The 22,148-nt window shown below is 49.3% G+C and carries 20 protein-coding genes; 10 read left to right on the forward strand and 10 right to left on the reverse strand.

Annotation, left to right across the window (positions count from 1 at the left end):
* The first annotated feature begins 336 nt into the window (after positions 1–336).
* Positions 337–1,815 carry an ammonium transporter gene (locus AM1_RS04065; RefSeq protein WP_012161526.1) on the forward strand — a complete coding sequence of 493 codons (1,479 nt, stop codon included), beginning with the start codon at positions 337–339 and terminating at the stop codon, positions 1,813–1,815.
* Positions 1,816–1,936: 121 nt separating this feature from the next.
* On the opposite strand, the gene AM1_RS04070 is transcribed toward AM1_RS04065, so the two are convergent.
* The 4 genes from AM1_RS04070 to AM1_RS04085 all read right to left on the reverse strand — a co-directional run bounded on the left by AM1_RS04070 (position 1,937) and on the right by AM1_RS04085 (position 4,657).
* Positions 1,937–2,335, reverse strand: coding sequence for a DUF2996 domain-containing protein (locus AM1_RS04070; RefSeq protein WP_010474448.1), 399 nt, complete (start codon positions 2,333–2,335; stop codon positions 1,937–1,939).
* A 12-nt stretch (positions 2,336–2,347) separates the two neighbouring features.
* Entirely contained in the window at positions 2,348–2,623 is a 276-nt protein-coding gene (locus AM1_RS04075) for a MoaD/ThiS family protein (RefSeq protein ID WP_010474449.1), read from the reverse strand.
* Positions 2,624–2,666: 43 nt separating this feature from the next.
* On the reverse strand, positions 2,667–3,965 hold the full coding sequence (gene thrC, locus AM1_RS04080; protein ID WP_012161527.1) for a threonine synthase: 1,299 nt from the start codon (positions 3,963–3,965) through the stop codon (positions 2,667–2,669).
* A gap of 125 nt (positions 3,966–4,090) precedes the next feature.
* Positions 4,091–4,657, reverse strand: coding sequence for a hypothetical protein (locus AM1_RS04085; protein ID WP_012161528.1), 567 nt, complete (start codon positions 4,655–4,657; stop codon positions 4,091–4,093).
* Positions 4,658–4,933: 276 nt separating this feature from the next.
* On the opposite strand from AM1_RS04085, the gene AM1_RS40830 reads away from it, so the two are divergent.
* Positions 4,934–8,098, forward strand: coding sequence for a lamin tail domain-containing protein (locus AM1_RS40830; RefSeq protein WP_049783686.1), 3,165 nt, complete (start codon positions 4,934–4,936; stop codon positions 8,096–8,098).
* A 103-nt stretch (positions 8,099–8,201) separates the two neighbouring features.
* The gene (locus AM1_RS04095; protein ID WP_012161532.1) at positions 8,202–9,659 is read left to right on the forward strand and encodes a carotenoid oxygenase family protein; all 1,458 of its coding nucleotides are present in this window, start codon (positions 8,202–8,204) and stop codon (positions 9,657–9,659) included.
* 18 nt (positions 9,660–9,677) lie between these two features.
* Here AM1_RS04095 and smpB read toward each other — a convergent pair whose 3' ends face one another.
* Positions 9,678–10,142, reverse strand: a complete 465-nt coding sequence (smpB, locus tag AM1_RS04100) for an SsrA-binding protein SmpB (RefSeq protein WP_012161533.1) — start codon at positions 10,140–10,142, stop codon at positions 9,678–9,680.
* Between the two features lie 25 nt (positions 10,143–10,167).
* The gene (locus tag AM1_RS42005; protein WP_012161534.1) at positions 10,168–10,353 is read right to left on the reverse strand and encodes a hypothetical protein; all 186 of its coding nucleotides are present in this window, start codon (positions 10,351–10,353) and stop codon (positions 10,168–10,170) included.
* On the opposite strand from AM1_RS42005, the gene AM1_RS04105 reads away from it, so the two are divergent.
* From AM1_RS04105 to AM1_RS04130, 6 genes are all read left to right on the forward strand, one after another.
* On the forward strand, positions 10,303–10,614 hold the full coding sequence (locus tag AM1_RS04105) for a hypothetical protein (protein WP_012161535.1): 312 nt from the start codon (positions 10,303–10,305) through the stop codon (positions 10,612–10,614). The two genes, AM1_RS42005 and AM1_RS04105, sit on opposite strands and share 51 nt — an antisense overlap.
* Before the next feature lie 39 nt (positions 10,615–10,653).
* Positions 10,654–12,138 (forward strand): hypothetical protein, encoded by a 1,485-nt coding sequence (locus tag AM1_RS04110; protein WP_012161536.1) that lies wholly within the window; start codon positions 10,654–10,656, stop codon positions 12,136–12,138.
* Between the two features lie 150 nt (positions 12,139–12,288).
* Positions 12,289–12,753: a ribosome maturation factor RimP gene (gene rimP / locus AM1_RS04115; protein WP_041659050.1), complete on the forward strand. Its 465-nt coding sequence runs from the start codon at positions 12,289–12,291 to the stop codon at positions 12,751–12,753.
* Positions 12,754–12,817: 64 nt separating this feature from the next.
* A complete protein-coding gene (nusA, locus tag AM1_RS04120; protein WP_012161538.1) occupies positions 12,818–14,176 on the forward strand; it encodes a transcription termination factor NusA in 1,359 nt (452 codons plus the stop codon).
* A gap of 437 nt (positions 14,177–14,613) precedes the next feature.
* Positions 14,614–17,586 (forward strand): translation initiation factor IF-2, encoded by a 2,973-nt coding sequence (gene infB, locus AM1_RS04125; RefSeq protein WP_041659053.1) that lies wholly within the window; start codon positions 14,614–14,616, stop codon positions 17,584–17,586.
* A gap of 249 nt (positions 17,587–17,835) precedes the next feature.
* A complete protein-coding gene (locus AM1_RS04130) occupies positions 17,836–18,045 on the forward strand; it encodes a hypothetical protein (protein ID WP_012161540.1) in 210 nt (69 codons plus the stop codon).
* Between the two features lie 34 nt (positions 18,046–18,079).
* Here AM1_RS04130 and AM1_RS04135 read toward each other — a convergent pair whose 3' ends face one another.
* From AM1_RS04135 to AM1_RS04150, 4 genes are all read right to left on the reverse strand, one after another.
* A complete protein-coding gene (locus AM1_RS04135; protein WP_012161541.1) occupies positions 18,080–19,099 on the reverse strand; it encodes a glycosyltransferase in 1,020 nt (339 codons plus the stop codon).
* 27 nt (positions 19,100–19,126) lie between these two features.
* Positions 19,127–19,675, reverse strand: a complete 549-nt coding sequence (locus AM1_RS04140; protein ID WP_012161542.1) for a serine O-acetyltransferase — start codon at positions 19,673–19,675, stop codon at positions 19,127–19,129.
* Positions 19,657–20,649, reverse strand: coding sequence for a glycosyltransferase family 2 protein (locus tag AM1_RS04145; protein ID WP_041659058.1), 993 nt, complete (start codon positions 20,647–20,649; stop codon positions 19,657–19,659). The genes AM1_RS04140 and AM1_RS04145 overlap by 19 nt, the downstream gene beginning before the upstream one ends.
* Before the next feature lie 262 nt (positions 20,650–20,911).
* Complete coding sequence (locus AM1_RS04150; RefSeq protein ID WP_012161544.1) at positions 20,912–21,295, reverse strand: hypothetical protein; 384 nt, start codon at positions 21,293–21,295, stop codon at positions 20,912–20,914.
* A gap of 382 nt (positions 21,296–21,677) precedes the next feature.
* On the opposite strand from AM1_RS04150, the gene AM1_RS04155 reads away from it, so the two are divergent.
* Positions 21,678–22,025 carry a hypothetical protein gene (locus AM1_RS04155; protein WP_012161545.1) on the forward strand — a complete coding sequence of 116 codons (348 nt, stop codon included), beginning with the start codon at positions 21,678–21,680 and terminating at the stop codon, positions 22,023–22,025.
* The last annotated feature ends 123 nt before the right edge of the window (positions 22,026–22,148 follow it).

Below are 22,148 nucleotides of genomic sequence, written 5' to 3' on the forward strand. Positions count from 1 at the left end.
ATTGACTCTAGTTGAGTCAACAATAATTTCTGTAAAAGCCTTATGCAGGGGGCTAGATATCCATTGGACTCTTTGAATAATCTGGTGATATGGCAAAACGTATTCCAGAAAAGGGCATACTCAACATGTGATTTGTCTAGAGATTAAGCATGGGAGCATTAGTGATTCAATCCCACAAAGTTTAGGTGTTTTTACACATCTACAGAACACCCAGACCCATTGGATTGAAGGACTAGTCTGGACAAAGATTTGATAGTTGTGTGTGTCTGTCCCAATGATGATTCTCTTGCTAGATAAACAACTGTGTGAATGAGGTCAAGGAGCTGTAAAGCACTCATGTCTAGAAATTTAAAGCCTAAGCCACCCGGCCAGCCGCGCCATCGACGCGCCTCTCGGCGTTGGTCAATGTTGAAAAAACCGATTTATTTATATTTAACTGCGGCCATTCTATTGGTATGGAGCAGTGCAGCGGTTGCTCAAGAAGCCCCTGCATCTGTTTTTTCTGGCGAAGCTAAAGTCGTTGCAGACACCATTTGGGTGCTCTTTGCAGCTTCCCTCGTATTCTTTATGAATGCTGGCTTTGCCATGCTGGAAACGGGGCTTTGTCGGAGTAAAAATGCGGTCAACCTGCTGGCAAAAAACCTGATTGTGTTTGGTTTGGTGAGTTTGGCTTACTGGGCCGTAGGGTTTGGCATCATGTTTGGCGACGGCAATGAGTTTATGGGGACGACTGGCTTTTTCTTGGGAGGCAACGACAACAGTCCCGCCATTGGTGAAGCCTATGATGGTGTATTTTCTGCCCTCAATTGGGCTGGGATTCCCCTCAACGCCAAATTTTTCTACCAATTGATGTTTGCCGGTACTGCAGCCACCATCGTGTCTGGTGCGATTGCTGAGCGAGCCAGATTTGTTGGATTCTTTATTTTTAGTATTTTGTTAACCTCCATTTGCTATCCCATGGTGGGCCATTGGGTTTGGGGCGGTGGCTTCCTGCAAAAGATGGGGTTTTATGACTTTGCAGGCTCTACCGTGGTCCATATGGTCGGAGGATGGGCTGCCCTAGTGGGTGCTGCATTGATTGGCCCCCGAACAGCTCGCTATTTTGAAGGCAAAAGCTATCCCATTCCGGGCCATAACCTCAGTATCGCGACACTGGGTGGATTGATTTTATGGTTAGGTTGGTTTGGATTTAATGGTGGCAGCACGATGGCTGCTGACCCAGCTGCCATTAGCCATATTATTGTGATCACCAACCTTGCTGGTGCTGCGGGTGGTGTGGCAGGTACTATCACGGCCTGGATCTATTTCGGTAAGCCTGACTTAACCATGACCATCAACGGTATGCTAATTGGCTTGGTGAGTATCACTGCAGGCTGCGCTTTTGTGACATCCGGTAGTGCCGTTTTGATCGGCTTTGTTGGCGGTATAGTTGTCGTCTTTGCCGTTGACGTCTTTGATAACTTCAAAATTGACGACCCTGTGGGTGCTTTATCTGTCCATATGGTGGGAGGCTTCTGGGGGACTCTAGCGGTTGGCCTGTTTAGTGTCGGTCCAGAGAAGTTTAGTTGGTACACTGCCGATTCTGGTCCTGCTATGGGTCTGTTATCGGGTGGTTCTTTTAGCCAAGTCGGTATTCAACTTCTAGGTCTAGCGATTGTCAGTGGTTTTACAGTGGCTTTTAGCTATATTGTGTGGACTGCCCTCAAATATCTCTCAGGTATTCGAGTCACCCTGGAAGACGAGAAACTCGGTTTGGATCTTAGCGAACATGCCATGGAAGCCTATCCTGGTTTCTTAGGAGATGAGCATCTTTAAAAGATAGAGCTAAAAAATAGGGCTAGATTTTAGAATCTAATCACTATTCAATATAGAAAAGCGGCTGTCGATGACAGCCGCTTTTTAATTCCGAAAATCATGAATTGGCTATTGCAGAAACTTAATTTCCGCCCAACCATTTCTGTGCGTCGAGCCGCTGAACCACTCCGAACACCAGTAAGTCGAGGGTGATCTTTCGTTCATCCCCTAAAAAGGGTTCGATGGTGCTGGGGTTGCTGCCCGTATTCGACCAGGAAAAGGCTCGCTGCTTTTTGATGTCGCCTTCCGGGAAGTACACCGTAAACTGGCGAGTGCCGTTTAACCATTCGCCCGTGATATTGTTATCGGCAAAGTTTAGCTGTAAATCGCTAATGTCTTTAGCCGCTAAAGCCTTTTCTAGGGCAGGAAGATAGTCTTGCTGAATAAACTCGGCAAAGGGCTTATCTTCTAGCTTGGGCTTTTTCTCTTTGGGTTTCGCTGCAGGTGCTGCGTCAGCGGCTTTCTTTTCTGCTTCTGCCATAGGTTTATTGGTTTATCCCCCTGCGATCGCAGGAATGATACTAACTTCATCGCCGTCTTTGAGGGCCGTTTGTTGTCCCTCTAAAAAACGGATATCTTCATTATTTACATAAAAGTTGACGAAGCGGCGTAATTCGCCTTGCTCATCACAAAGACGGGCTTTAATTCCGGGGCAATTTTGCTCCAAGGATTCTAGCAATTCGCCAATGCTGCTGCCGTCACATTCGACGGTGGCCTGATTTTTGGTCAGCTTTTGTAAAGGCGTAGGGATAAGGACAGTAACGGACATAGGATTCAACTGCAATAGAGAAACAAATGAAACGACGAACCGCCTAAACCAGCACAGGTTGCCAGTCCAATCGATCCAGGGTGCGGGAGCGCTCTAGGGCTCGCTCAAAGCTACCAAGTTTAGGCTCAATCTCAAAGGGCTGACCGATACAACCTTGGACTGCCTCTTGGGTCTTGAGGCCATTGCCCGTAATGTAAACCACGGTTTTTTCTTCCGGGTCAATTTTACCGGCTTCAACGAGTTTCTTAAGAACAGCAATGGTGGTTCCACCGGCTGTTTCTGTAAAGATGCCTTCCGTTTCAGCCAACAGCTTCATGCCTTCGACAATCTCAGCATCGGTAACCGATTCAATCGTGCCGTTGGTTTTCTTGGCAATATCGATGGCATAAACCCCGTCTGCAGGATTTCCAATGGCAATGGATTTAGCAATCGTATTCGGTTTGACAGGATTGATAAAGTCGCGATCTTCTTTGTAGGCCTGAGCGATGGGAGAGCAGCCTTCGGCCTGGGCACCGCTAAACCGAACTGCTTTATCATCGACCAAACCATTGTCGACGAATTCCCGGAAGCCCTTATAAATCTTGGTAAATAAGGATCCAGATGCTAGCGGTGCAACAATGTGATCGGGAAGTTCCCAACCCAGCTGTTCCGCCACTTCGTAACCAAGGGTCTTAGACCCCTCAGAATAATAGGGACGTAAATTGATGTTGACGAATCCCCAACCGTGGGTGTTGGCGACTTCTGAACAGAGACGATTGACTTGATCGTAGTTGCCTTGAACCGCCATGACCGTTGGACCGTAGATGAGGGTACCCATGACCTTACCCGCTTCTAAATCCGCTGGAATAAATACACAACAATCAAGGCCCGCCCGGGTTGCAATAGCAGCCGTTGAATTGGCTAAGTTCCCAGTACTGGCACAGGACACGGTAGAGAAACCCAACTCTTGTGCCCGAGTCAATGCCACCGATACCACCCGATCCTTAAAGCTCAGGGTGGGCATATTGACGGCATCGTTCTTGATATAGAGATTTTTGAGGCCCAATTGCCGAGCTAGCCGATGGGATTTGAGCAAAGGGGTCATCCCCGTTCCCACATCAATGGGTGTATCTGTCTCAACGGGCAAGAAGGAGCGATACCGCCAAATGGAATTGGGGCCGGCTTCAATGCTTTCACGAGTGATCGGCTGGCTGAGGCGGCTGAAGTCATAGCTCGCTTCTAGGGGGCCAAAGCAGAATTCACAAACGTGGGTGGCTTGCAATTCATACTCAGCGCCACATTCTTTACACTTCAGTGCTTTCAGAGCTGAGCTGCGAGATTGATTGGTCAGGGTTTGAGTCATGGGTTTAGCAACTTCGATAGGAATACGTCAACAACGCATCTGTTCAATTCGCTAGATGCTAACACGGGGGTAAAATACCGTCAAACATACCCGACTATTTTAGTCGGGTATCATGGAAACGACTTCTATTCTTCGACTGCAGGAATATCTAAACAAACGGCAAACATCTCGGTTAGAGACTTTTGTGCTTCTTCTCTTTGCTCAGTAGCCATATCTTCCTTGACCTCATTGAGCATGATTTCGTAGAGTTCGAGCAACGGATGGGCATAGTCCTGCTGTTGCTCCACAGTTAAATGGGGCTTTAACAGGGTGAATAATGTCAGTGCTTCCAAAACCCAGTTGGAAATCTTTTGCTGTAGCTTTTCAGGATCTTCTTCTTGCTCTAGCTTTTCCATCTCGGCATAGAGAAAGTCCAATAACCCTCCCGTTAGCCGTTCTCGATCTTGGGGGCGGTAATCCTGAAGGTATTGTGTGAGCCAAGCCTGGAAGGTCTGATCTTTCTCTTGAATTTCTGCATCAGTGAGTTCAGCGTCAGCCTTAGAAGCCCCACTAATCTCTTTTAATTTGCGCTCCCAGGCTTGGCAGAACTTTTGGAAATGCTCTTCGAACTGTCGTTCGCCCTTAATCAAAATAAAGGAGGTCTGACCGTAGGTGTCTCCTAAAATTTGCTTGCGGCGCTTTGCTTCTCCCATGTTGACCTGACCTCAGCGATTGTCCAACTCATCATAAAGGGGACAAATGTCAGGCTTTGGTATCTAGGGAAAAATCAAGATAATTCTCAACATCCCAACCCCATTCAATACCTCGAAATAAAAAAATTAAGATCTGGATGAGATCGGGCAAATACCTACCAGGAATGAAATTCAAAACAATTCCCTAAAAAGGGGATTGCACTGGCATTTTTTTGCGATCGCAAAGTGATACAAGTATTAGAGTTTCCCCTTTATGGATGGCTGAGGAGAAAAATCATGGGTCGCTGGATCGTATTACTCGCCAATCGTGCTCCCTTCGCTGCACTTCTTATGGCATGTACTTTCTTAGCAGATACCGCTTTAGCGGTTACTTCTCCCCCCCATAGAGCGAACCGAACAACCCCCAGCATCTATTCACCTATCCCCCCAATCCAGAATGCAAAACCGTCCGTCTTCCAAATTGCAGACGCCAAGATGTGCAATGGCAGTTCAATCGTAGAGCTGTCTTTTCGTAATCCCAAAAAGGAAAACAATCAACCTAACTTATCCATCGGCTCCATCTACCGGTTTACCCAAGTTGCTCCTGGTATTGATGCATTGATCACGGTGGACAAATTCAATAATGGTGCAACCTTAGGGGCAATTGATAATGCCAGCACAGGGTCCGCAGATGCTCTGCAGCCTACTCTCAACGCTTCTAAACAAAAAGGAGATTCCAGTGTAGACCTGATTATCAATTTTGTAGAAACAGGGTCCAACACACCTACTACCATCAAAGCTTTCAATGCTTCTGGTGTAGATATTGATGGAGACAGTAGAACCTTAAGGGAGTATATCGAGCTAGAAGGATTCTCTAGCTATACCCTCGAGAATCCCACAACGCTAAAGCCAACCATTACCCCACCATCCGGCCGCTTTGAGTCCAATACGGTCAAAACACAACCGGGGATTAGCACCGATGCGACCCAAACTTTAGTCACTGCTTCCTATGAAAATGTCAGCGGTTTCCGCTATCGAATCGGCGCACTAAAACCCAAAGGTAGTAAAAGTGGTCGCCTCAACTCTTTGTCATTTAGTTGTCTTTCCTTTGAAGAGCCAGAAACTGAACCTGCCCCTACACCCGCTCCTGAACCAACACCAGAATCAGAAGGTGGACCAGGAACACCAGAAACAGGACCAAAAACTAATCCCGAGCCAGAACCAACACCAGAGACAGAACCTGCTCCGGAAACACCAGAACCGGAGGGCGGAGCAGAAACACCTGAGCCAACGCCAGAACCAGGTCCAGCTCCAACCCCCGAGCCAGATCCCACTCCAACACCAGATCCTGAGCCAGATCCTGAGCCAGTCCCAACGCCGGCCCCTGGCCCAACACCTACTCCAAAGCCAGAGCCAAGTCCTGAGCCTAGTCCAACCCCAACTCCAACACCAGAACCTACTCCGGCACCAACCCCAGAGCCAGACCCAGCAACAGGTCCAGAGGGTGGAGCAGAAACACCAGAACCTAATTCCGAACCAGCTCCAGCTCCAACTCCAGAATCTGAACTAACACCTGAACCAGAGGGCGAGGCAGAAACACCAGAACCAACACCAGAGACAGAACCTGCTCCGGAGCCAGAACCCGAAGCAGGGGAGCCACCACAGCTATCTCCCCTGTCAGGAAAAATCGTTATTAATGAGGTGCTTTACAAGCAAACGATTGGTAGAGCCAATGCCGAGAATAACGATGAGTTTATCGAGCTATTTAATCCATCAGATGAAGCCGTGGATCTTGGCGGTTTGCAACTAATAGATGGCAATATTCTGGATGACGATATAGATGGCAATACCGGAAGCATTACCGGCAATACTAGCCCCTACGTTTTTCCTGCCAACACCATTCTCCAGCCAGGTGAATATGCCGTTATTTGGATTGGTAGTGAGAAAGACGCCCAAGGCAATCCTATTCCAGCCCATCAAGCCCCAGGCGCAGCGTTTCAAACCTGGTTAGGACAACGTCCAAAACTCAATAACACGGGGGATGATGTCTGGCTGTACGATGGCCAAAACCAGATTATTGATTACATTGCCTACGGTAAAAATACCAGCAGCAGTACAGCGATTAATACTCCACCCCCTGCAGCATTAGGGCTATGGGATGATTCTGCTCAAACCACCTTAGGCGGGGCTGATAATGGGCAGTCCATTAGTTTGACTGCCAATGGGCAAGATTCCAATAACAGCGCTTGCTGGGAACATACAACGAGTGGTGATGCGAGTACCCGTTGCTTAGGCTATCTAGAAACGATTGATTCAGATTCCACCAGCAGCAGGATTACCAGCGTCGCAGGCAATAACAATGGTTCAGATGAGCCCACTCCTGAACAGCCTCCAACTCCCGAACCTACTCCTGAACCAGAACCAGGTCCAGATCCTGAGCCAGAGCCGGAACCAGCTCCTGAACCAGAGCCAAGTCCAGCTCCAACCCCTGAGCCTGAGCCAACGCCGGAACCAGCTCCTGAACCCGAGCCAGCTCCTGAACCCACACCAATACCTGAGCCCGAGCCCGAACCCACACCGGAACCAAGCCCAGAACCTGAACCCACTCCAACACCAGAGCCAGACCCAGCTCCGGATCCCGAACCAGAGCCAAGTCCAGCTCCAACCCCCGAGCCGGAACCAGAGCCGACGCCAGAACCAGGTCCAGCTCCACCCCCCGAGCCTGAGCCCACTCCAACACCAGAGCCAGACCCAGACCCTACTCCAGAGCCGGAGCCAGGTCCTGAGCAAGTCCCAACGCCGGACCCTGGCCCAACACCTACTCCAGAGCCAGAGCCAAGTCCTGAGCCTAGTCCAACCCCAACTCCAACACCAGAACCTACTCCGGAACCAACACCTGGCCCGTCGCCAATTCCGCTGCCAATCCCAACGCCAGAGCCTAGCCCAACACCGGAACCAACCCCAACTCCTCAGCCAACCCCGGAGCCAGTTCCAACCCCGGCCCCATCACCAGAGCCGACTCCAGGGCCAACTCCAGAACCCACACCTGGGTCGCCGCCTGGGACTATTCCAGGCCCAACGATACCTCAACCTACCCCTGGTCCAGCTCCTAGTCCAGACGTAACCCCTGTGCCTCAGCCAAGTACAGATCCACCGAGTGGCTCAACATCCCAGCCATTCCCCTTCCCTGTGCCCTTACCGTCACCTTCTCCTCAACCAGGGAAAGTGCCAGAGAGTCTTCCCAGTCCAGGCGAGGTTCCTGAATCTGGTCTTCCTCAAACTCCAGCTCCTAAGGAGCCGGTCAGTCCAGGTGAGACTGTTCCCAGTACCTCTGGAGAACAGTCACCTCCACCTACGGAGAAATCACCTTCTCCGGCAGAGCGACCAGCTCCCCAACAGCAAATAAAGGCTCCCTCTCGTGATGAGCCTGAATCTCCGCCCCCTGTGCGAGCACTCTGGTAGGTCTAACCGCTCTGTTTTTTAACAAGACAGCCCTCTAGTTCAGAGGGCTGTCTTGTATGGTGCGCTAAAGTTTATCCATTGTTTCAGTCATATTTTGGTGTCCATGCAAACTCAAGACCGCGATACCCAACGTGACCAATTCGCGCAAGGAAAGCCACTGTGGGCCCGTGCGATCGCAACCCCCGCTACGGAATTTGGCCCCACCGCCCTGCCCCTGTTGTCCGGCCAAATCCCTGAAGGTCTCCAGGGCACCCTATATCGCAATGGCCCTGGGCGTTTATCTCGCCAGGGACAAACTGTAGATCACTGGTTTGACGGAGACGGCGGTATTTTAGCCGTTCACGTGGACGATGGAGGAGCAACAGCCTGTTACCGCTATGTCCAAACCCAAGAACTTCAGGCAGAAGAAGCCAAAGATCAATTTCTCTACTCTGGCTATGGACAAATGGCCCCTGGTCCAGTTTGGAAACGGTGGGGGGTTCCGCCAAAAAATGTAGCTAATACCTCAGTTTTGGCCTTGCCTGACAAATTGCTAGCCCTTTGGGAAGGGGGCAACCCACATGCCCTTGATCCCGTTACCCTAGAAACCCAGGGCTTGGATCCCCTTTCAGGTTTAACTCCAAAGCTCACCTATTCGGCCCATCCCAAACGCGATCCACACACAGGCAACATTTATAACTTTGGCGTTATCTTTGGCCCCAAAACCTATATTCAGATCTATTGCAGCCATGCCTCAGGCGACATTTATCGGCAAGCTTCAATTCCCTTACCGGGATTATCTATGGTTCATGATTTTGTCCTAGCGGGGCGCTATCTCATCTTCATCGTGCCACCCCTGAGATTACAAATGCTCCCCATTCTGTTGGGCACCAAAAGTTTAAGCGATGCCTTGCAGTGGCAACCCCATCAAGGAACGCAAATCATCGTCATTGATCGGGACACCTTTAAGGAGGTCACTCGCATAGATACCGATCCTTGGTTTCAATGGCACTTTAGCAATGGCCATGAAGATGCTGCCGGGAATATTGTTGTGGACTATGTTCGCTATGACGATTTCCAAACCAATCAGTGGTTGAAAGAAGTGGTCACTGGCTATCCGCAAGCCCCTGCGACTGGGAAGTTGTGGCAACTACAGATTAATCCTCAATCCGGCCAAGTCCTGCACAATGAACCGTTGTTTAACTTTGGTTGTGAGTTTCCTGTCATTTCGTCCCTGGAAACCGGACAAAAGACCACCGCCATTTACCTGAACCATCATTCCCATACTCAACGACCGGTTGAGGAAATGTTTGACTGCATCGCTCGCATTGATGGCAAAACCTCAGCTGTCACGAGTATGGCCTTTCCTTCTGGCTGTTACCCCATGGAAGCCATTTATGCTCCTGATCCCAACACTTTTGATCAAGGGTGGTTGTTAACCGTGGTCTTTGATGGCAACCAGGATCAAAGTACCGTGCAAATTTTTTCAGCGAATCAGCTAGATGCAGGTCCTATTGCCGTTTTAGGACTGCCCGAGATTATCCCCTTTGGGTTTCATGGCGCTTGGCAAGCTAGGGCGTAAGCGCCTCTGTGCTCAACTCTACTCAGCCCCCCGCTTTAATGCCCGCTCCATATCTCGTTTATCCTGACGTTTCTTAATCGACTCCCGCTTATCGTGGAGTTTCTTACCCCGCGCTAGACCAATCGTTACCTTAATCCAGCCCCGCTGCAGATAAAGCTTCAATGGCACCAAGGTCAGTCCTTTTTGTTCAGTTTTACCAATGAGCTTGCGAATCTCTTGGCGATGCATCAAGAGTTTGCGGGTCCGCCGAGGGTCGTGATTAAAAAACTGGCCAGCGTTGGTATGGGGGGAGACATGCACATTCAGTAGGAACGCTTCCTCATTGCGGATTTGGGCAAAGCCATCCCGCAGGTTCACTTTCCCCGCTCGGATCGATTTAACTTCCGTGCCAGTTAGGGCAAGACCTGCCTCAAACACCTCTAGGATTTCGTATTGAAATCGGGCTTGGCGATTATCACTAATAACTTTGTAAGACTCACTCATACCTTCTAATGTACTCTGCCAAATCCTAATTCGTTGATTCAGTCATCCGTACCCCAGTATCGCCAAAGACGGGTCTGGACCGACCGATAGATTTGAGGGATTCACTCGGACTGATAGCATGGACAATAACGCACACTGGGCTATGTAAGGTAAGTAAAAAATGGGTAGAGCCGTCATCAAGTTCTCTTCTGAAGACTGTGGGATTTGCCACAAAATGTCCTTCTATGATCAGAAGGTCACAGAAGAGCTGGGCTTAGAATTTATTGATGTCAAAATGCAGGACACCACAACTTACCGCAAATATCGCAAAATCCTCCTGACTCAATACCCCGATAAATCTGAGATGGGTTGGCCCACCTATATCATTTGTGACTCTCCTGATACTGAGTTTTCAATTTTGGGCGAAGTCAAAGGCGGGCATCCCAAAGGGGAGTTTAGAAGCCGACTTCAAGCAGTCCTAGGGGCTGCATAACGTTCGCTATCATCCTGATGTTCTTTTTTATCTTCTGGTATGCCCTCGCCCCCCGTTAGTCGCAACAATACGAAGCAATACAAGAGACAACGAACTCGGCGTAATCCTTGGCTATTGGGTTTAGATCGGCTGATGGCCCTAGCTGCCTTAGCGAATTTAAGCTTAGTGCTCTTCAATATCACCTATATTCCGTTTCGGGATTTTTATTTAAGTCGACTGCCTCAACTCACTGAACTGTATGACCCCATCAAAGGGATCGTGCCCAATCGAGATACTCAGAAATATCTCAAAACGGTGGATCAAGTTGAGCAGCAGCTAGCGAAGTCGGGAACGGAAGGGGCTGAACTCCAAAAGTTGCTGGAGCAGTTGCGAGGGCAAAGTGAAGAATTGGTTGATGAAAATCCGTTTGAGCTTGCCAACAAAACCGGCACCCTAGAGAAAATCAAGAACCGGATGCGGGAGCAAATGGATAATGAGTCGGCGAAGGGCTCCTTTCGGGAGTTTTGGAGTGTCGATTATCTCAAAAAGAACCTTTGGACACGGGAACTCGAATTCTTTAATAAAGATATTCGCCCCCTGATTGCTTCTAACTACTACCGTCCCTTTGGGGAAAGCGGCGATTTTGTTGACTTCTTTGTCGTTATTGATTTGCCGTTTGTCCTCCTGTTTGGCTTGGACTATTTGATCCGCACCTTCTATCTGAGTCGTCGCCGCCAGGGGACCAGCTGGAAAGATACGATTTTTTGGCGTTGGTATGATCTCCTCTTTTTCATACCCATTTGGCGAATTCTGCGTATTCTGCCGATCACATTGCGACTTCATCAGGTGGGCTGGATTAATCTCAGTCGGATGCAGACTCAAATCAATCGGTTCTTAGCCGAAAGTCTGGCTGGAGATATGACAGAAATCGTCCTGGTTCAGTCGGTCGGCATTGCCCAGGATGCCATTGAGCAAGGGGTGATTGAACAATGGCTGCTGAATCCTGAGACTGATACGGTCGAGATTAATGAGGTTAATGAGATAGAAGAGCTGATTCTTCAAGCCGTCAAGATCACTATTTATAAAGTGCTGCCCCAGCTCACCCCCGACTTAGAAAATGTGATCCGCCATGCCATTGTCGAAGCCTTAAGCGATATTCCTTTTTATCGCCAAGCTCAGCAACTGCCAGGGATGATGACGCTTCCCAATGTAATTGCCCAGCAAGTGTCCAAACAACTCACCCAAACCTCCCAGTCCACCTTGACGAAGGTCTTAAATGATCAGAAGGGGAAGGATATCTTCGATCAGCTAGGAGAACATTTCACGGATGCCTTACGGGGTGAACTGCAAAACCAAGAAACCCTGGATGAAATCCAGTCCCTACTCACAGACTTTTTGGAAGAAACGAAACTCACGATTTTGCAGCGTTTAGAGTCTAAAGGGGGAGAAGGGGCCGCTGCGGAAGTTGAACATTTGCGCCAAGTCACCCGTGATTCCGGTCGGTTACCTTCTGTACAGGTAATTCCAGGCTCTTCTCGCTCCTAAGCAGTCTATTCATCCCTTGCCAATTAATCCAAACTGCACCGGGCTGCGCTACACTAGGACCTTGGTGGGCGTCTGCCCGCGGCTCATGCCAAAAACATGAGCTTCCAAGGTGGGTATTAACCCACTTTTTTTATTGTCAGGGTTATTTCCATGACACATCCATTGATCCCCAAAGTGATCGACCTGGCTGCCCCTGTCGCAGCACAATTTAATCTGGAAGTGGTCGGTGCTGTGTTTCAGACTAACCAAAGTCCACCGGTTTTACGGGTTGACATTCGCAATTGTGATGCAGACACGGGTTTGGAAGATTGCGAGAAAATGAGTCGTGCCTTGGAAGCGGTCTTGGACGAAGATGATGTTTTCCCAGAGGCCTATGTGCTGGAGATCTCTAGTCCTGGGTTGTCAACGCTACTGACTTGCGATCGCGACTTCGTTTCCTTCAGAGGCTTCCCCGTGCTGGTCCAAACCCATCAGCCTTATCGGGGCCATCATCAGTGGATTGGTAACCTCACCGGCCGTGATGAGAAATTCGTCCAGCTTAATCAAAAAGGTCGCCCCATCAAGATTCCCCGAGAAGAAATTCTTCAGGTGCAGCTCCACGACTCTCCTGAATAACTCCCAAGACATCTACCTGTCTCGAATCTCTCCCTCACACCCTAGTTCAGCAAGGAGTAAGCCTATGTCCATGGTCCAGTTACCGGGTTTAGCGGAAATGATTAATGTCATCAGCCGTGAACGTAATCTGCCTAAACCTGCGGTGCAAGCTGCCCTCCAAGAAGCTCTGCTGAAAGGCTATGAACGCTATCGACGCACCCTCCTTTTAGATAGTGGGGCTCAATTTGACGAAGAGTATTTTTATAATTTCGATGTCGAACTGGACGTAGAAGAAGAAGGCTTTCTGGTTCTAGCCACCAAAATGATCGTGGACGAGGTGGAAAGTACGGACCACCAAATTGCGTTAACCGAAGTGCGGGAAGTTGCCCCCGAAGCTCAACTGGGTGATACGGTTGTCTTGGATGTGACGCCAGAACAGAATGAATTTGGGCGAATGGCAGCCATCCAAACCAAGCAGGTCCTCTCCCAAAAACTAAGGGATCAACAGCGCAAGCTGATTCAAGAAGAGTTTCAGGACCTCGAAAAAACCGTATTACAAGCCCGTGTTCTGAGGTTTGAGCGGCGTTCCGTGATCATGGCTGTCACCAGTGCCTTTGGCCAGCCAGAAGTCGAAGCAGAATTGCCCAAGCGCGAACAACTTCCCAATGACAACTATCGGGCCAATGCCACCTTTAAAGTATTTCTCAAGCGAGTGGCAGATGGTCCCCATCGGGGTCCTCAACTGGTGGTCTCTAGAGCCGATGCGGGCTTAGTCGTGTATTTATTTGCAAACGAAGTCCCCGAAATAGAAGATGAGGTCGTTCGGATTGTCGCCGTCGCCCGTGAAGCTAATCCCCCCTCCCGCCAGGTCGGTCCCCGCACCAAAATTGCAGTGGATACCCTTGAACGAGATGTCGATCCCGTCGGGGCTTGTATCGGTGCCCGAGGATCCAGAATTCAGGCTGTAGTCAATGAACTCAGAGGTGAAAAGATTGACGTCATTCGTTGGTCACCCGATCCAGCCACCTATATTGCCAATGCCCTCAGCCCTGCTAGAGTTGATGCAGTTCGTCTAATTGATACGGAAGAACGCCAAGCCCATGTCCTCGTTGCCGAAGATCAGCTCAGCTTAGCCATTGGTAAAGAAGGCCAAAATGTCCGATTAGCGGCCCGTCTAACCGGGTGGAAAATCGATATCAAAGATATTGCCAACTATGATCAAGAAGCTGAAGATCTGCAATTGAGCGAACTTCAAGCACAGAAAGTCGATGAGGATGAAACAGCCGAAATAGAACAACCTGAGCTTGAGACACCTGAAGCATCAGACGCTAGCCCTGAATCAAGTGGCGAAGCTTTAACTGAAGAATTTACAGCCCATGCAGATGAGGAAGAAGTCCCAGAAGTAGAGGAGGCAGCCGACACTTCTGAAGATGTGGAAGAGTGATACGTTAGATCAACTTTTTGCCCAGACTGGCAAACTGAAGTCACAAATCCTGCCAACAGCTTGCCCTCTTCGATGCGCAGAATTTCTGAAAGATGCCATGACAAATCATCATTTGCCAGCGCCATGGCATCTTTCAACCAATGCCAGCAAAAAATAGTTGATAATAGCAATATCGCTTGATCATCCTTCCCATAAAGTGGATGCTAGATGAAGAGAGAGTTCCATCAAACGAGCCGTGAAAGTTTTACTTCTCACTCGCAAGTTTGTCAAACAGCATGGATAATGCTAGAGAAGGTTTTTTGTCCTCACTATTAGCTGAGCAATTAGCGATGTAAAGGGAACTCAAAAAACCAAAAAGTAACACCAAACATATCCTTATCCCAAAAACGTAAAGGGTAGAACTATGTAAGATCACAGGAGACCAAAGGGGCCAGTGGATGAGTAATAATCACAAAGTTAGAATTTACGAGCTATCAAGAGAGTTAAATTTGGAGAACAAAGACATTTTGGCAGTATGCGATCAGCTCAATATTGCTGTTAAAAATCACAGCAGTACGATTACTGAGGAAGAAGCCGCAAAAATTCGATCCGCTGCCAAAAATCATCCATCTAGCCAAAAGCCAAATCAGCCCAACCGCAAGCCCACTGCTAAAGACGGCAATGCGCGCAAGCCCCGCCCTATTTCCAAGCCGGTCAAGCAAGATCGCCCCAAGAAACAACAAATTCTTGAGCTGCGCAAACAACCCTCTAAACCCCCTGAAACACTAGCGTCCCCTCCATCCGTTAGTACAGCAGATGCACCGGAGCCCTTACAGGCCCCCAAGCCTGTTCGTCCAGAACCCACCCGCGCTCCGGAAAGACCAGCTGCGGTTGAAAAGCCTGCCATCAAGCCACCCCCTGTTGCCCCCGCGCCCAAACCCGCGAGCCCGACCTTGTCTCCTCCTGCACCTAAAGCAGAGAAGGTGCTAACCAAGCCTGCCACTCAGGTTCCCGAGATGGTGAAGCCTCAGCTTCTGAGCAAGCCCACTTTAAATACACCTCCCAAACCCACTCGTCCAGAAGAGCCCAAAGTTAGTCCTAAACCCAGCGCTGCTGCGCCAGTTGTGGAACCACCGGCCAAACCAGTGGTCACCGAACCGCCTCGTCCACGGCTCATTCGTCCCATTTCCATTACCAAAGCTAAACAGCAAGCAGAGAAAGAGCTGGAAGCATCCACTGCCAAATCTGATGGTGGGGACGCAGCCAAAGATAACAATGACACGACTGAATTGCTCGTTCTCAAGCCGCCCACATCACGTCAGAAAAAAGATAAACGGTCCAATAAATCAGATGACCAATTAGAAGATCGGCCTACCAAGGCTTCGAAAGCGAGTCTGAAGCAGAAGCGCCGTACCCAAAAAGAGATGGAGGAGGACGAGGACGATCTCTTTGGTGCAGATGGTGCGAATAGCCAAGCGGCTGTTGATGTGAGTCAATCTTTGGTTCGTCCACCTAAGCCCAAATCAATGAAGCAGTCTAAACCCACGACTGTTCCTATCAACCGTAGCCCCGGTCCTTCTAAAGGTGGCAATCGACGACAACGGAATCGCTATCGTCAACAGCAGGAAGTCGAGGTCGAACGGCCAACGCTCCTGACCTTAACCTCCGAGTTAACGGTTCAAGCCTTGGCTGCGGAACTCGTTGTTCCCGAAACTGAGGTGATCAAGATTCTCTTTATGAAGGGAATTGCTGCCAATATCAATCAGGTTTTAGATATTGAGACCGCCACAATGGTGGCGGAAGAACTAGATTGTGAAGTCGAAACCCAGGAAGAAGAATCTGAGGCCCGTAAAGTCTCAGAGATGCTGGATGTTGAAGATCTAGAGAAACTGCAAGCCCGTCCACCTGTGGTCACCATTATGGGACACGTGGATCACGGTAAAACCACCCTCTTGGATGCGATTCGCGAAACGAAAGTTGCCCAAGGAGAAGCCGGTGGCATCACCCAACATATTGGGGCCTACCACGTTGACCTTCCCCATGAGGATGGGATACAACAGGTGGTCTTCCTAGATACACCGGGTCATGAAGCCTTCACCGCCATGCGGGCTCGGGGAACCCGAGTGACGGATATTGCCATTCTGGTGGTTGCTGCCGATGATGGCGTCCGTCCCCAAACCCTGGAAGCCATTAGCCATGCTCGGGCAGCAGAAGTTCCGATTATTGTTGCGATCAATAAGATCGACAAAGAAGGGGCTCAGCTGGACCGAGTTCGCCAAGAACTCAGTGAGCATAATCTAGTTCCTGAAGATTGGGGTGGCGAAACGGTGATGGTGCCCGTTAGTGCCCTGAAGGGAGAAAATCTCGATACACTGCTTGAAATGGTGCTGCTAGTCGCCGAAGTGGAAGATTTACAGGCTAATCCCGATCGTCCAGCTAAGGGCACGGTCATTGAAGCTCACTTAGATAAGGCCAAAGGTCCAGTGGCTAGCTTGCTAGTCCAAAACGGAACCCTCCGAGTCGGTGACGTATTGGTTGCCGGGTCTGTCTTCGGTAAAGTGCGAGCCATGGTTGACGATCGCGGTGCTCGCGTCGAGACTGCTAGCCCCTCCTTTGCCGTTGAGGTGCTGGGGATGAGTGAAGTCCCCGCAGCGGGTGAAGAATTTGAAGTCTTCGTAGATGAGAAAGAAGCCCGCTCTCAAGCGGGTCAGCGCACGGATCAGCAACGCCATACCCGTCTACAGCAGGCCATGGCTTCTCGGCGAGTCTCCCTCAATGCCTTGTCTGAACAGGCCCGTGAAGGAGAACTAAAAGAGCTGAACCTAATTATCAAAGCAGATGTACAGGGGTCTCTGGAGGCTCTGTTAGGGTCTCTGGCTCAACTGCCTCAGAATGAAGTTCAAGTTCGTGTATTACTGTCCGCTCCCGGCGAAATCAGCGAAACAGATGTGGATTTAGCCTCTGCCAGTGGTGCCGTCATTATTGGTTTCAACACCAGCTTAGCCAGTGGGGCTCGCCAAGCCGCCGATCAGGCTGGGGTGGATATTCGTGAGTACGACATTATCTATAAGCTCTTAGAAGATATTGAAGGGGCGATGGAAGGTCTGCTCGAACCTGAATTTGTGGAGGAAGACTTAGGCGAAGCCGAAGTTCGGGCCGTATTCCCTGTGGGACGAGGTGCGATCGCAGGTTGCTACATTCAGTCTGGGAAATTGGTGCGGAATTGTCGCATCCGCATCCAGCGAGGCAATGACGTGGTCTTTGAAGGTATCCTAGATTCCCTCAAGCGCATGAAAGATGATGTCCGTGAAGTGAACTCAGGTTATGAATGTGGTGTGGGCGTCGATAACTTCAGTGGCTGGACTGAAGGCGATCGAATTGAAGCCTATCAGATGGTGACGAAGCGGAGAACCCTATCCGCAGCGACCTAGCCTGAATCCTTCATTTTCTGTATTCCCGGTCACACTCTCAAGCATCTAAGTTAAGTATGCTGGAGACAAGTTTAAGCGAATCTTAAAGGGTTGCCCCACCCTCTTAGATCCAGGGAGCAGATGGATCTTTGAAAGTACTTCTTCTTCATTTTCTTTTGATGCAAGGTGTGCATGGGCCCATAAACTCAGCTATTCTAAAAGAAGAGTTATATGCTGAGTGATTATTCCTCACCTATTTGGAAGACAGTTATGAGTCCTCTTTCGTCTCCTACAGCTAATCATTATCTCTCTGATGATTCAGAGCTATTCTGGCCTGATCTCAAGCAAGTCATCTCCAGTAGCTCCGGCTTTAAGCGCTGGGTGCTTGAGCGCGGATTAGATGCAAATGCCCAAGGCAAGACCCTAGAAGTGTTGGTTCGGTCCTACCTCAAGCAGACCCTAGAGACCTTAGCCTATTAATCCATTGGGCCTAGTCTCTGATGGATTAAGCGCCTTATTTATATTCCACAATTTGCTGTGTTCGACCTGCGATCCGGTGCCAATGGAACTGGAGTTGCCCTTGGGCTTCTGGGATCTTACCCATTACACAGAATAGTGCATATGTTGCAGATGCTGACCAAGAATGCTTGGAGTGCTGTGTCCAGCATATCTTTGCAGCTAGCAATACATAAACTACCCCACCTGCTAGACTCCATCCTTGGCTCCCAGGCAAAGTTGCCAACAGAGTAATGGGCAGGATAAATCCCCAGATCCAGCTCCGCAGACTTTCTTGCACCCAATGGCGTTCAGGAGGTGCCCCATGGAGCCATGCTCCTTCTGCATAGGCATGTCCGGCCCGAACGGTACGCTGCCACCATTGATTAAACTGGGTGATTTGGGCATCATGCCAGGTCATATCAGCATCAATGCGAAGAATACGCCAATGGTTGCGCCGCAGCCGCAGGCAGAGTTCTGGTTCCTCTCCAGCAATCAAAGAATCTCGATATCCGTCCACTTGTTGAAGGGCTGAAATCCGCATCAGGGCGTCTCCACCACAAGCTAGTGCTTCGCCAATGGGCGTGTCCCATTCCATATCACAGAGCAGATTATAGACAGACTGTTCAGGAGATTTTTCTCGTCGCCGACCACATACGACCGCCACATCGGGATGCATTACTACTGTAGCTAGGGCGGTGGTGCACCAATCGGGGGCTAACTGGCAGTCCCCATCCATAAACTGGATAAACGTCAGCTGGGGATATTCGGTGCAAAGATATGTATATCCAGTATTGCGTGCCCGAGCTGCCGTAAAGGGAATGGATAAATCTAAGGTTAACACTGTGATTCCTAGATCCGTTGCCCAGGTGGCACTGTCATCTGTAGAACCGGAGTCCACATAAACAATATGGGCGATAGGAACCTGTGCGATCGCAGATATCAAACAGGCTTTCAGACGTGCCCCTTCGTTACGACCAATGGCCACTAAGCCAATGGTTTGTTCTGCGGGTGCGGGTTCAACTACGTCCTGAGGCATATAAGTATTATGCTAATGCTAGCGTTCCTACTCTCCACTCGGGATAGGGAGACGATGAGGGGTCAAGATTTTAGCTGGGATGCCCACTGCTGTCTCTCCAGATGGAACGTTCGACAAAACAACTGCATTCGCCCCGATATTGACATCATTCCCCAGCACCACATCTCCCAGAATTTTAGCGCCTGCCCCAACATTCACTCGTGCTCCCAGCTTAGGGGCATCAAAAGGGTGTTCTAGGTAGCGATTCCCTAAGGTAACGCCCTGACGAATAATACAGTCATCGCCAATCTCGCTATCCCCATGAATAACGATGGCTCCTTGATGCTCAATGACGACCCGGCGCCCTAATTTGACGGTGTAGGGTAAATCAATTCCATAGACATTGCGAATGTAGCGGTAATGTCCCCGATAAATCAGACTAAAAGGGGCCCGAATCAGCTTCGGCTGAATTTGCATCCGCCACCCCCCAAACCGATGCACGGCAACTGCGCGAAATCCCGGTTTGGTCCAGTCCGACTGATGGGCTCGCCAGTCTTCAATAATTTGTTGCCAGAGGCTTAAATCCCGCTGCGACATTGTCCCCCCTTAATCAAAGCACTATTGCAGAAGAAGTCTTGTAGAAGGTAGGGGGGATCGACTTGAGGTTTGTGCTGGACAAACTGCCGAAGCTGCCAGAGGGAATATCCCCCCAACCATGCTAAATCCGTCAGAACCGAATACAAATGACTGTGGTGTTTGTGGAAGTATCGATGGCGAGAGTCAAACCAATATTGAGGTCGTCGCTGTTGGGTCGCTTGGGCTCCCGTTACCCCTGAACTTTGCCCGACCAGATGAACCACACGACTGTCGGGGACATACCAACAGGTCCAAGCTGCTCGTCTTGCCCTGAGGCAAAAATCAACTTCCTCGTAATACATAAAGAACTCGTCATCCAGCAGCCCAATTTGCTCAAAGACCTGGCGTCGAATCATCATGCTGGCCCCGGCTAACCAATCTGTGGAGATCGCCTGCTCAGGAATCGGCGGGGCTAATATCCACCTGGATAGAACTTTAGACACCAGTCCTAACCGTAACCCCTGATCTAGCTCACTCCAGATGGTATGGAATCGAAAGGCTGAATATTGAGGGGTACCATCTAAATGCTCTAGGCGGCTGCCCGCGATGCCCACATCAGGGTGTAGTTTGAGAAATGCTAGTAATGTCTTGAGGGCTCCAGGGCGAACCACCGTATCGGGGTTTAACAACCAAATATAGTCAGGGGGTTGAGCCGACTTGAGTGCAGGACCAATCACGGCATTATTGCCCGCCGCAAACCCCCCGTTGGTGTCGAGGGCTTGGAGCGACACCCACTCTTGCCAATGATGGGATGCGATCGCATCCTGCAATACAGTAACGGATCCATCCCCAGACTGATTATCAACAACGACAACCCGCGTATTCCCATGGCGTTTCACCTCTGCTTGCAAAGACTGCAAACAATCGATCGTTAGCTGGGGCGTTCGATAATTGACAATCACAACCAGCAAAGAAGGTGATGGTGGCTCTAACATCAATCAAGGGGTTCGCTGAAGGGAATAGGCCTTTCCTATTTCTAACATTCGTAAAGAGACTGAGTAATATTCCTCTGACAAATCTCTGACAATCGCCAAGGTCTTCCTCTACAACACCTCTATTCTTTGTCCAATAGTAGGCTTAGAGCGAGACTCGTGTCTTATCAGGACTTGAACATTTATCCATGAGTATTCGTTGGGCTATTAGCCAACTCAACCCCCTCGCAATAGGACGTGGAGCTACGAGGGCCAAATCCTATCTTCAGCCGCTAGTGGAAATGCAAGGTGTGAAGTAAGGCGATAGCTCTGGAGGCATCGCTTTTGGATCGTTTTTAATACTGGCTTGGGCTTTCGTAAAGATTTGAATCGCCTGCACTTGTGAATGCTGCTGTTGCATTTGTGAAATCGAGCATTGGCAAATCTGGGAGGCTTTATCAGCAGTATCCCCTTTCACTTCTCTTAATTTTTTAGTGCACTCGTAAGTATATAAACGCACCAATTGGGGGTTATAGGTATATTTGGCAGATGTAATTTGAGTCGGGCTTTCGTGGTGAGCCTTTGCCTGACTCGGAAGCAAAAGACTAGAACACCCTACTGTACTCGCAACAGTTAGGGTGATGGATAAAGCTCGGATAGAACGAACCATAAAACTTCTCCTGTAAGTGAAAAGAGTGAAGAACAACACCAAGGAATCGGCCTGCTTTGGAACTGAATAATCGAACCTTTGTAATCTTAGGTTGATAATTCATCTATTTAAGCCTTCCCTGCGACAAAGCGCTATTTAAGTTAAACAATTTAGTTTATTTTTGACACATTTCATCATATTTGCAGTACTTCTTGCATGATGTGTCTTACTTCTAGGATGTTCCCGAGCTCACCTTAATTTGTCAATTGTTATGAAGCGTGATGAAATTATTTGGAGCAAGGCTATCCACCTCAAGAGATGGATTCCTCTACATTTCTCATAAGTTCTGCTACCAATACCCAGGTACTATTGAGAAGCAAAGCCACTCGTCAACGTTTTCCCTATGTCATCCGCACAACTGCGATTAAATTTAATAGAAGGATCCGTTACTTTTAGTTTTACTGCCGAAGCAGCCCAAGAATTTAAAGCTTCTATTGCAACCTTAATGACCAGCCTGAAGGCCGTTGCCAATAAAACACCTGGAGAAAAGGTGCAACCCCAGCCCTCCATGGAGTATCAATATACCGGGGACGTTTTCTTGGAATGCTTTTGCAACCCTAATATTTGGCCAAGTCCTTTTGCGGCAAAAGTTCTAATTACTGTGAGAGATGATCGAATTCGGCTCACAACCGAAGCTGAACTGACCCGTACCATCGAAGATCTGAATGAGTTTATTGAAGCAAACAAATAAGTCAATTCAGGCGTTGCTTTTGGGCAGATAGATCCAACCCCCAACTCTGCATCAAACTTGGACAGGTGGGATCGACATCCGATAAGCTACTCAAGAGTGGGATATTACAATCGTTCACTTTTA

It is taken from the genome of Acaryochloris marina MBIC11017 (assembly GCF_000018105.1).
Taxonomy (GTDB): domain Bacteria; phylum Cyanobacteriota; class Cyanobacteriia; order Thermosynechococcales; family Thermosynechococcaceae; genus Acaryochloris; species Acaryochloris marina.

Excerpts from the sequence above, each read along its gene's own strand:
- AM1_RS04130 (WP_012161540.1), top strand. The coding sequence starts at position 17,836 with ATGAGTCCTCTTTCGTCTCCTACAGCTAATCATTATCTCTCTGATGAT.
- AM1_RS04150 (WP_012161544.1), bottom strand. The coding sequence starts at position 21,295 with ATGGTTCGTTCTATCCGAGCTTTATCCATCACCCTAACTGTTGCGAGT.
- smpB (WP_012161533.1), bottom strand. The coding sequence starts at position 10,142 with ATGAGTGAGTCTTACAAAGTTATTAGTGATAATCGCCAAGCCCGATTT.
- nusA (WP_012161538.1), top strand. The coding sequence starts at position 12,818 with ATGTCCATGGTCCAGTTACCGGGTTTAGCGGAAATGATTAATGTCATC.
- rimP (WP_041659050.1), top strand. The coding sequence starts at position 12,289 with ATGACACATCCATTGATCCCCAAAGTGATCGACCTGGCTGCCCCTGTC.
- AM1_RS04110 (WP_012161536.1), top strand. The coding sequence starts at position 10,654 with ATGCCCTCGCCCCCCGTTAGTCGCAACAATACGAAGCAATACAAGAGA.
- thrC (WP_012161527.1), bottom strand. The coding sequence starts at position 3,965 with ATGACTCAAACCCTGACCAATCAATCTCGCAGCTCAGCTCTGAAAGCA.
- AM1_RS04065 (WP_012161526.1), top strand. The coding sequence starts at position 337 with ATGTCTAGAAATTTAAAGCCTAAGCCACCCGGCCAGCCGCGCCATCGA.
- AM1_RS04085 (WP_012161528.1), bottom strand. The coding sequence starts at position 4,657 with ATGGGAGAAGCAAAGCGCCGCAAGCAAATTTTAGGAGACACCTACGGT.
- AM1_RS04105 (WP_012161535.1), top strand. The coding sequence starts at position 10,303 with ATGGGTAGAGCCGTCATCAAGTTCTCTTCTGAAGACTGTGGGATTTGC.
- AM1_RS04070 (WP_010474448.1), bottom strand. The coding sequence starts at position 2,335 with ATGGCAGAAGCAGAAAAGAAAGCCGCTGACGCAGCACCTGCAGCGAAA.
- AM1_RS04145 (WP_041659058.1), bottom strand. The coding sequence starts at position 20,649 with ATGTTAGAGCCACCATCACCTTCTTTGCTGGTTGTGATTGTCAATTAT.
- AM1_RS04155 (WP_012161545.1), top strand. The coding sequence starts at position 21,678 with ATGTCATCCGCACAACTGCGATTAAATTTAATAGAAGGATCCGTTACT.
- AM1_RS04075 (WP_010474449.1), bottom strand. The coding sequence starts at position 2,623 with ATGTCCGTTACTGTCCTTATCCCTACGCCTTTACAAAAGCTGACCAAA.
- AM1_RS04095 (WP_012161532.1), top strand. The coding sequence starts at position 8,202 with ATGCAAACTCAAGACCGCGATACCCAACGTGACCAATTCGCGCAAGGA.
- AM1_RS40830 (WP_049783686.1), top strand. The coding sequence starts at position 4,934 with ATGGGTCGCTGGATCGTATTACTCGCCAATCGTGCTCCCTTCGCTGCA.
- AM1_RS04135 (WP_012161541.1), bottom strand. The coding sequence starts at position 19,099 with ATGCCTCAGGACGTAGTTGAACCCGCACCCGCAGAACAAACCATTGGC.
- infB (WP_041659053.1), top strand. The coding sequence starts at position 14,614 with ATGAGTAATAATCACAAAGTTAGAATTTACGAGCTATCAAGAGAGTTA.
- AM1_RS04140 (WP_012161542.1), bottom strand. The coding sequence starts at position 19,675 with ATGTCGCAGCGGGATTTAAGCCTCTGGCAACAAATTATTGAAGACTGG.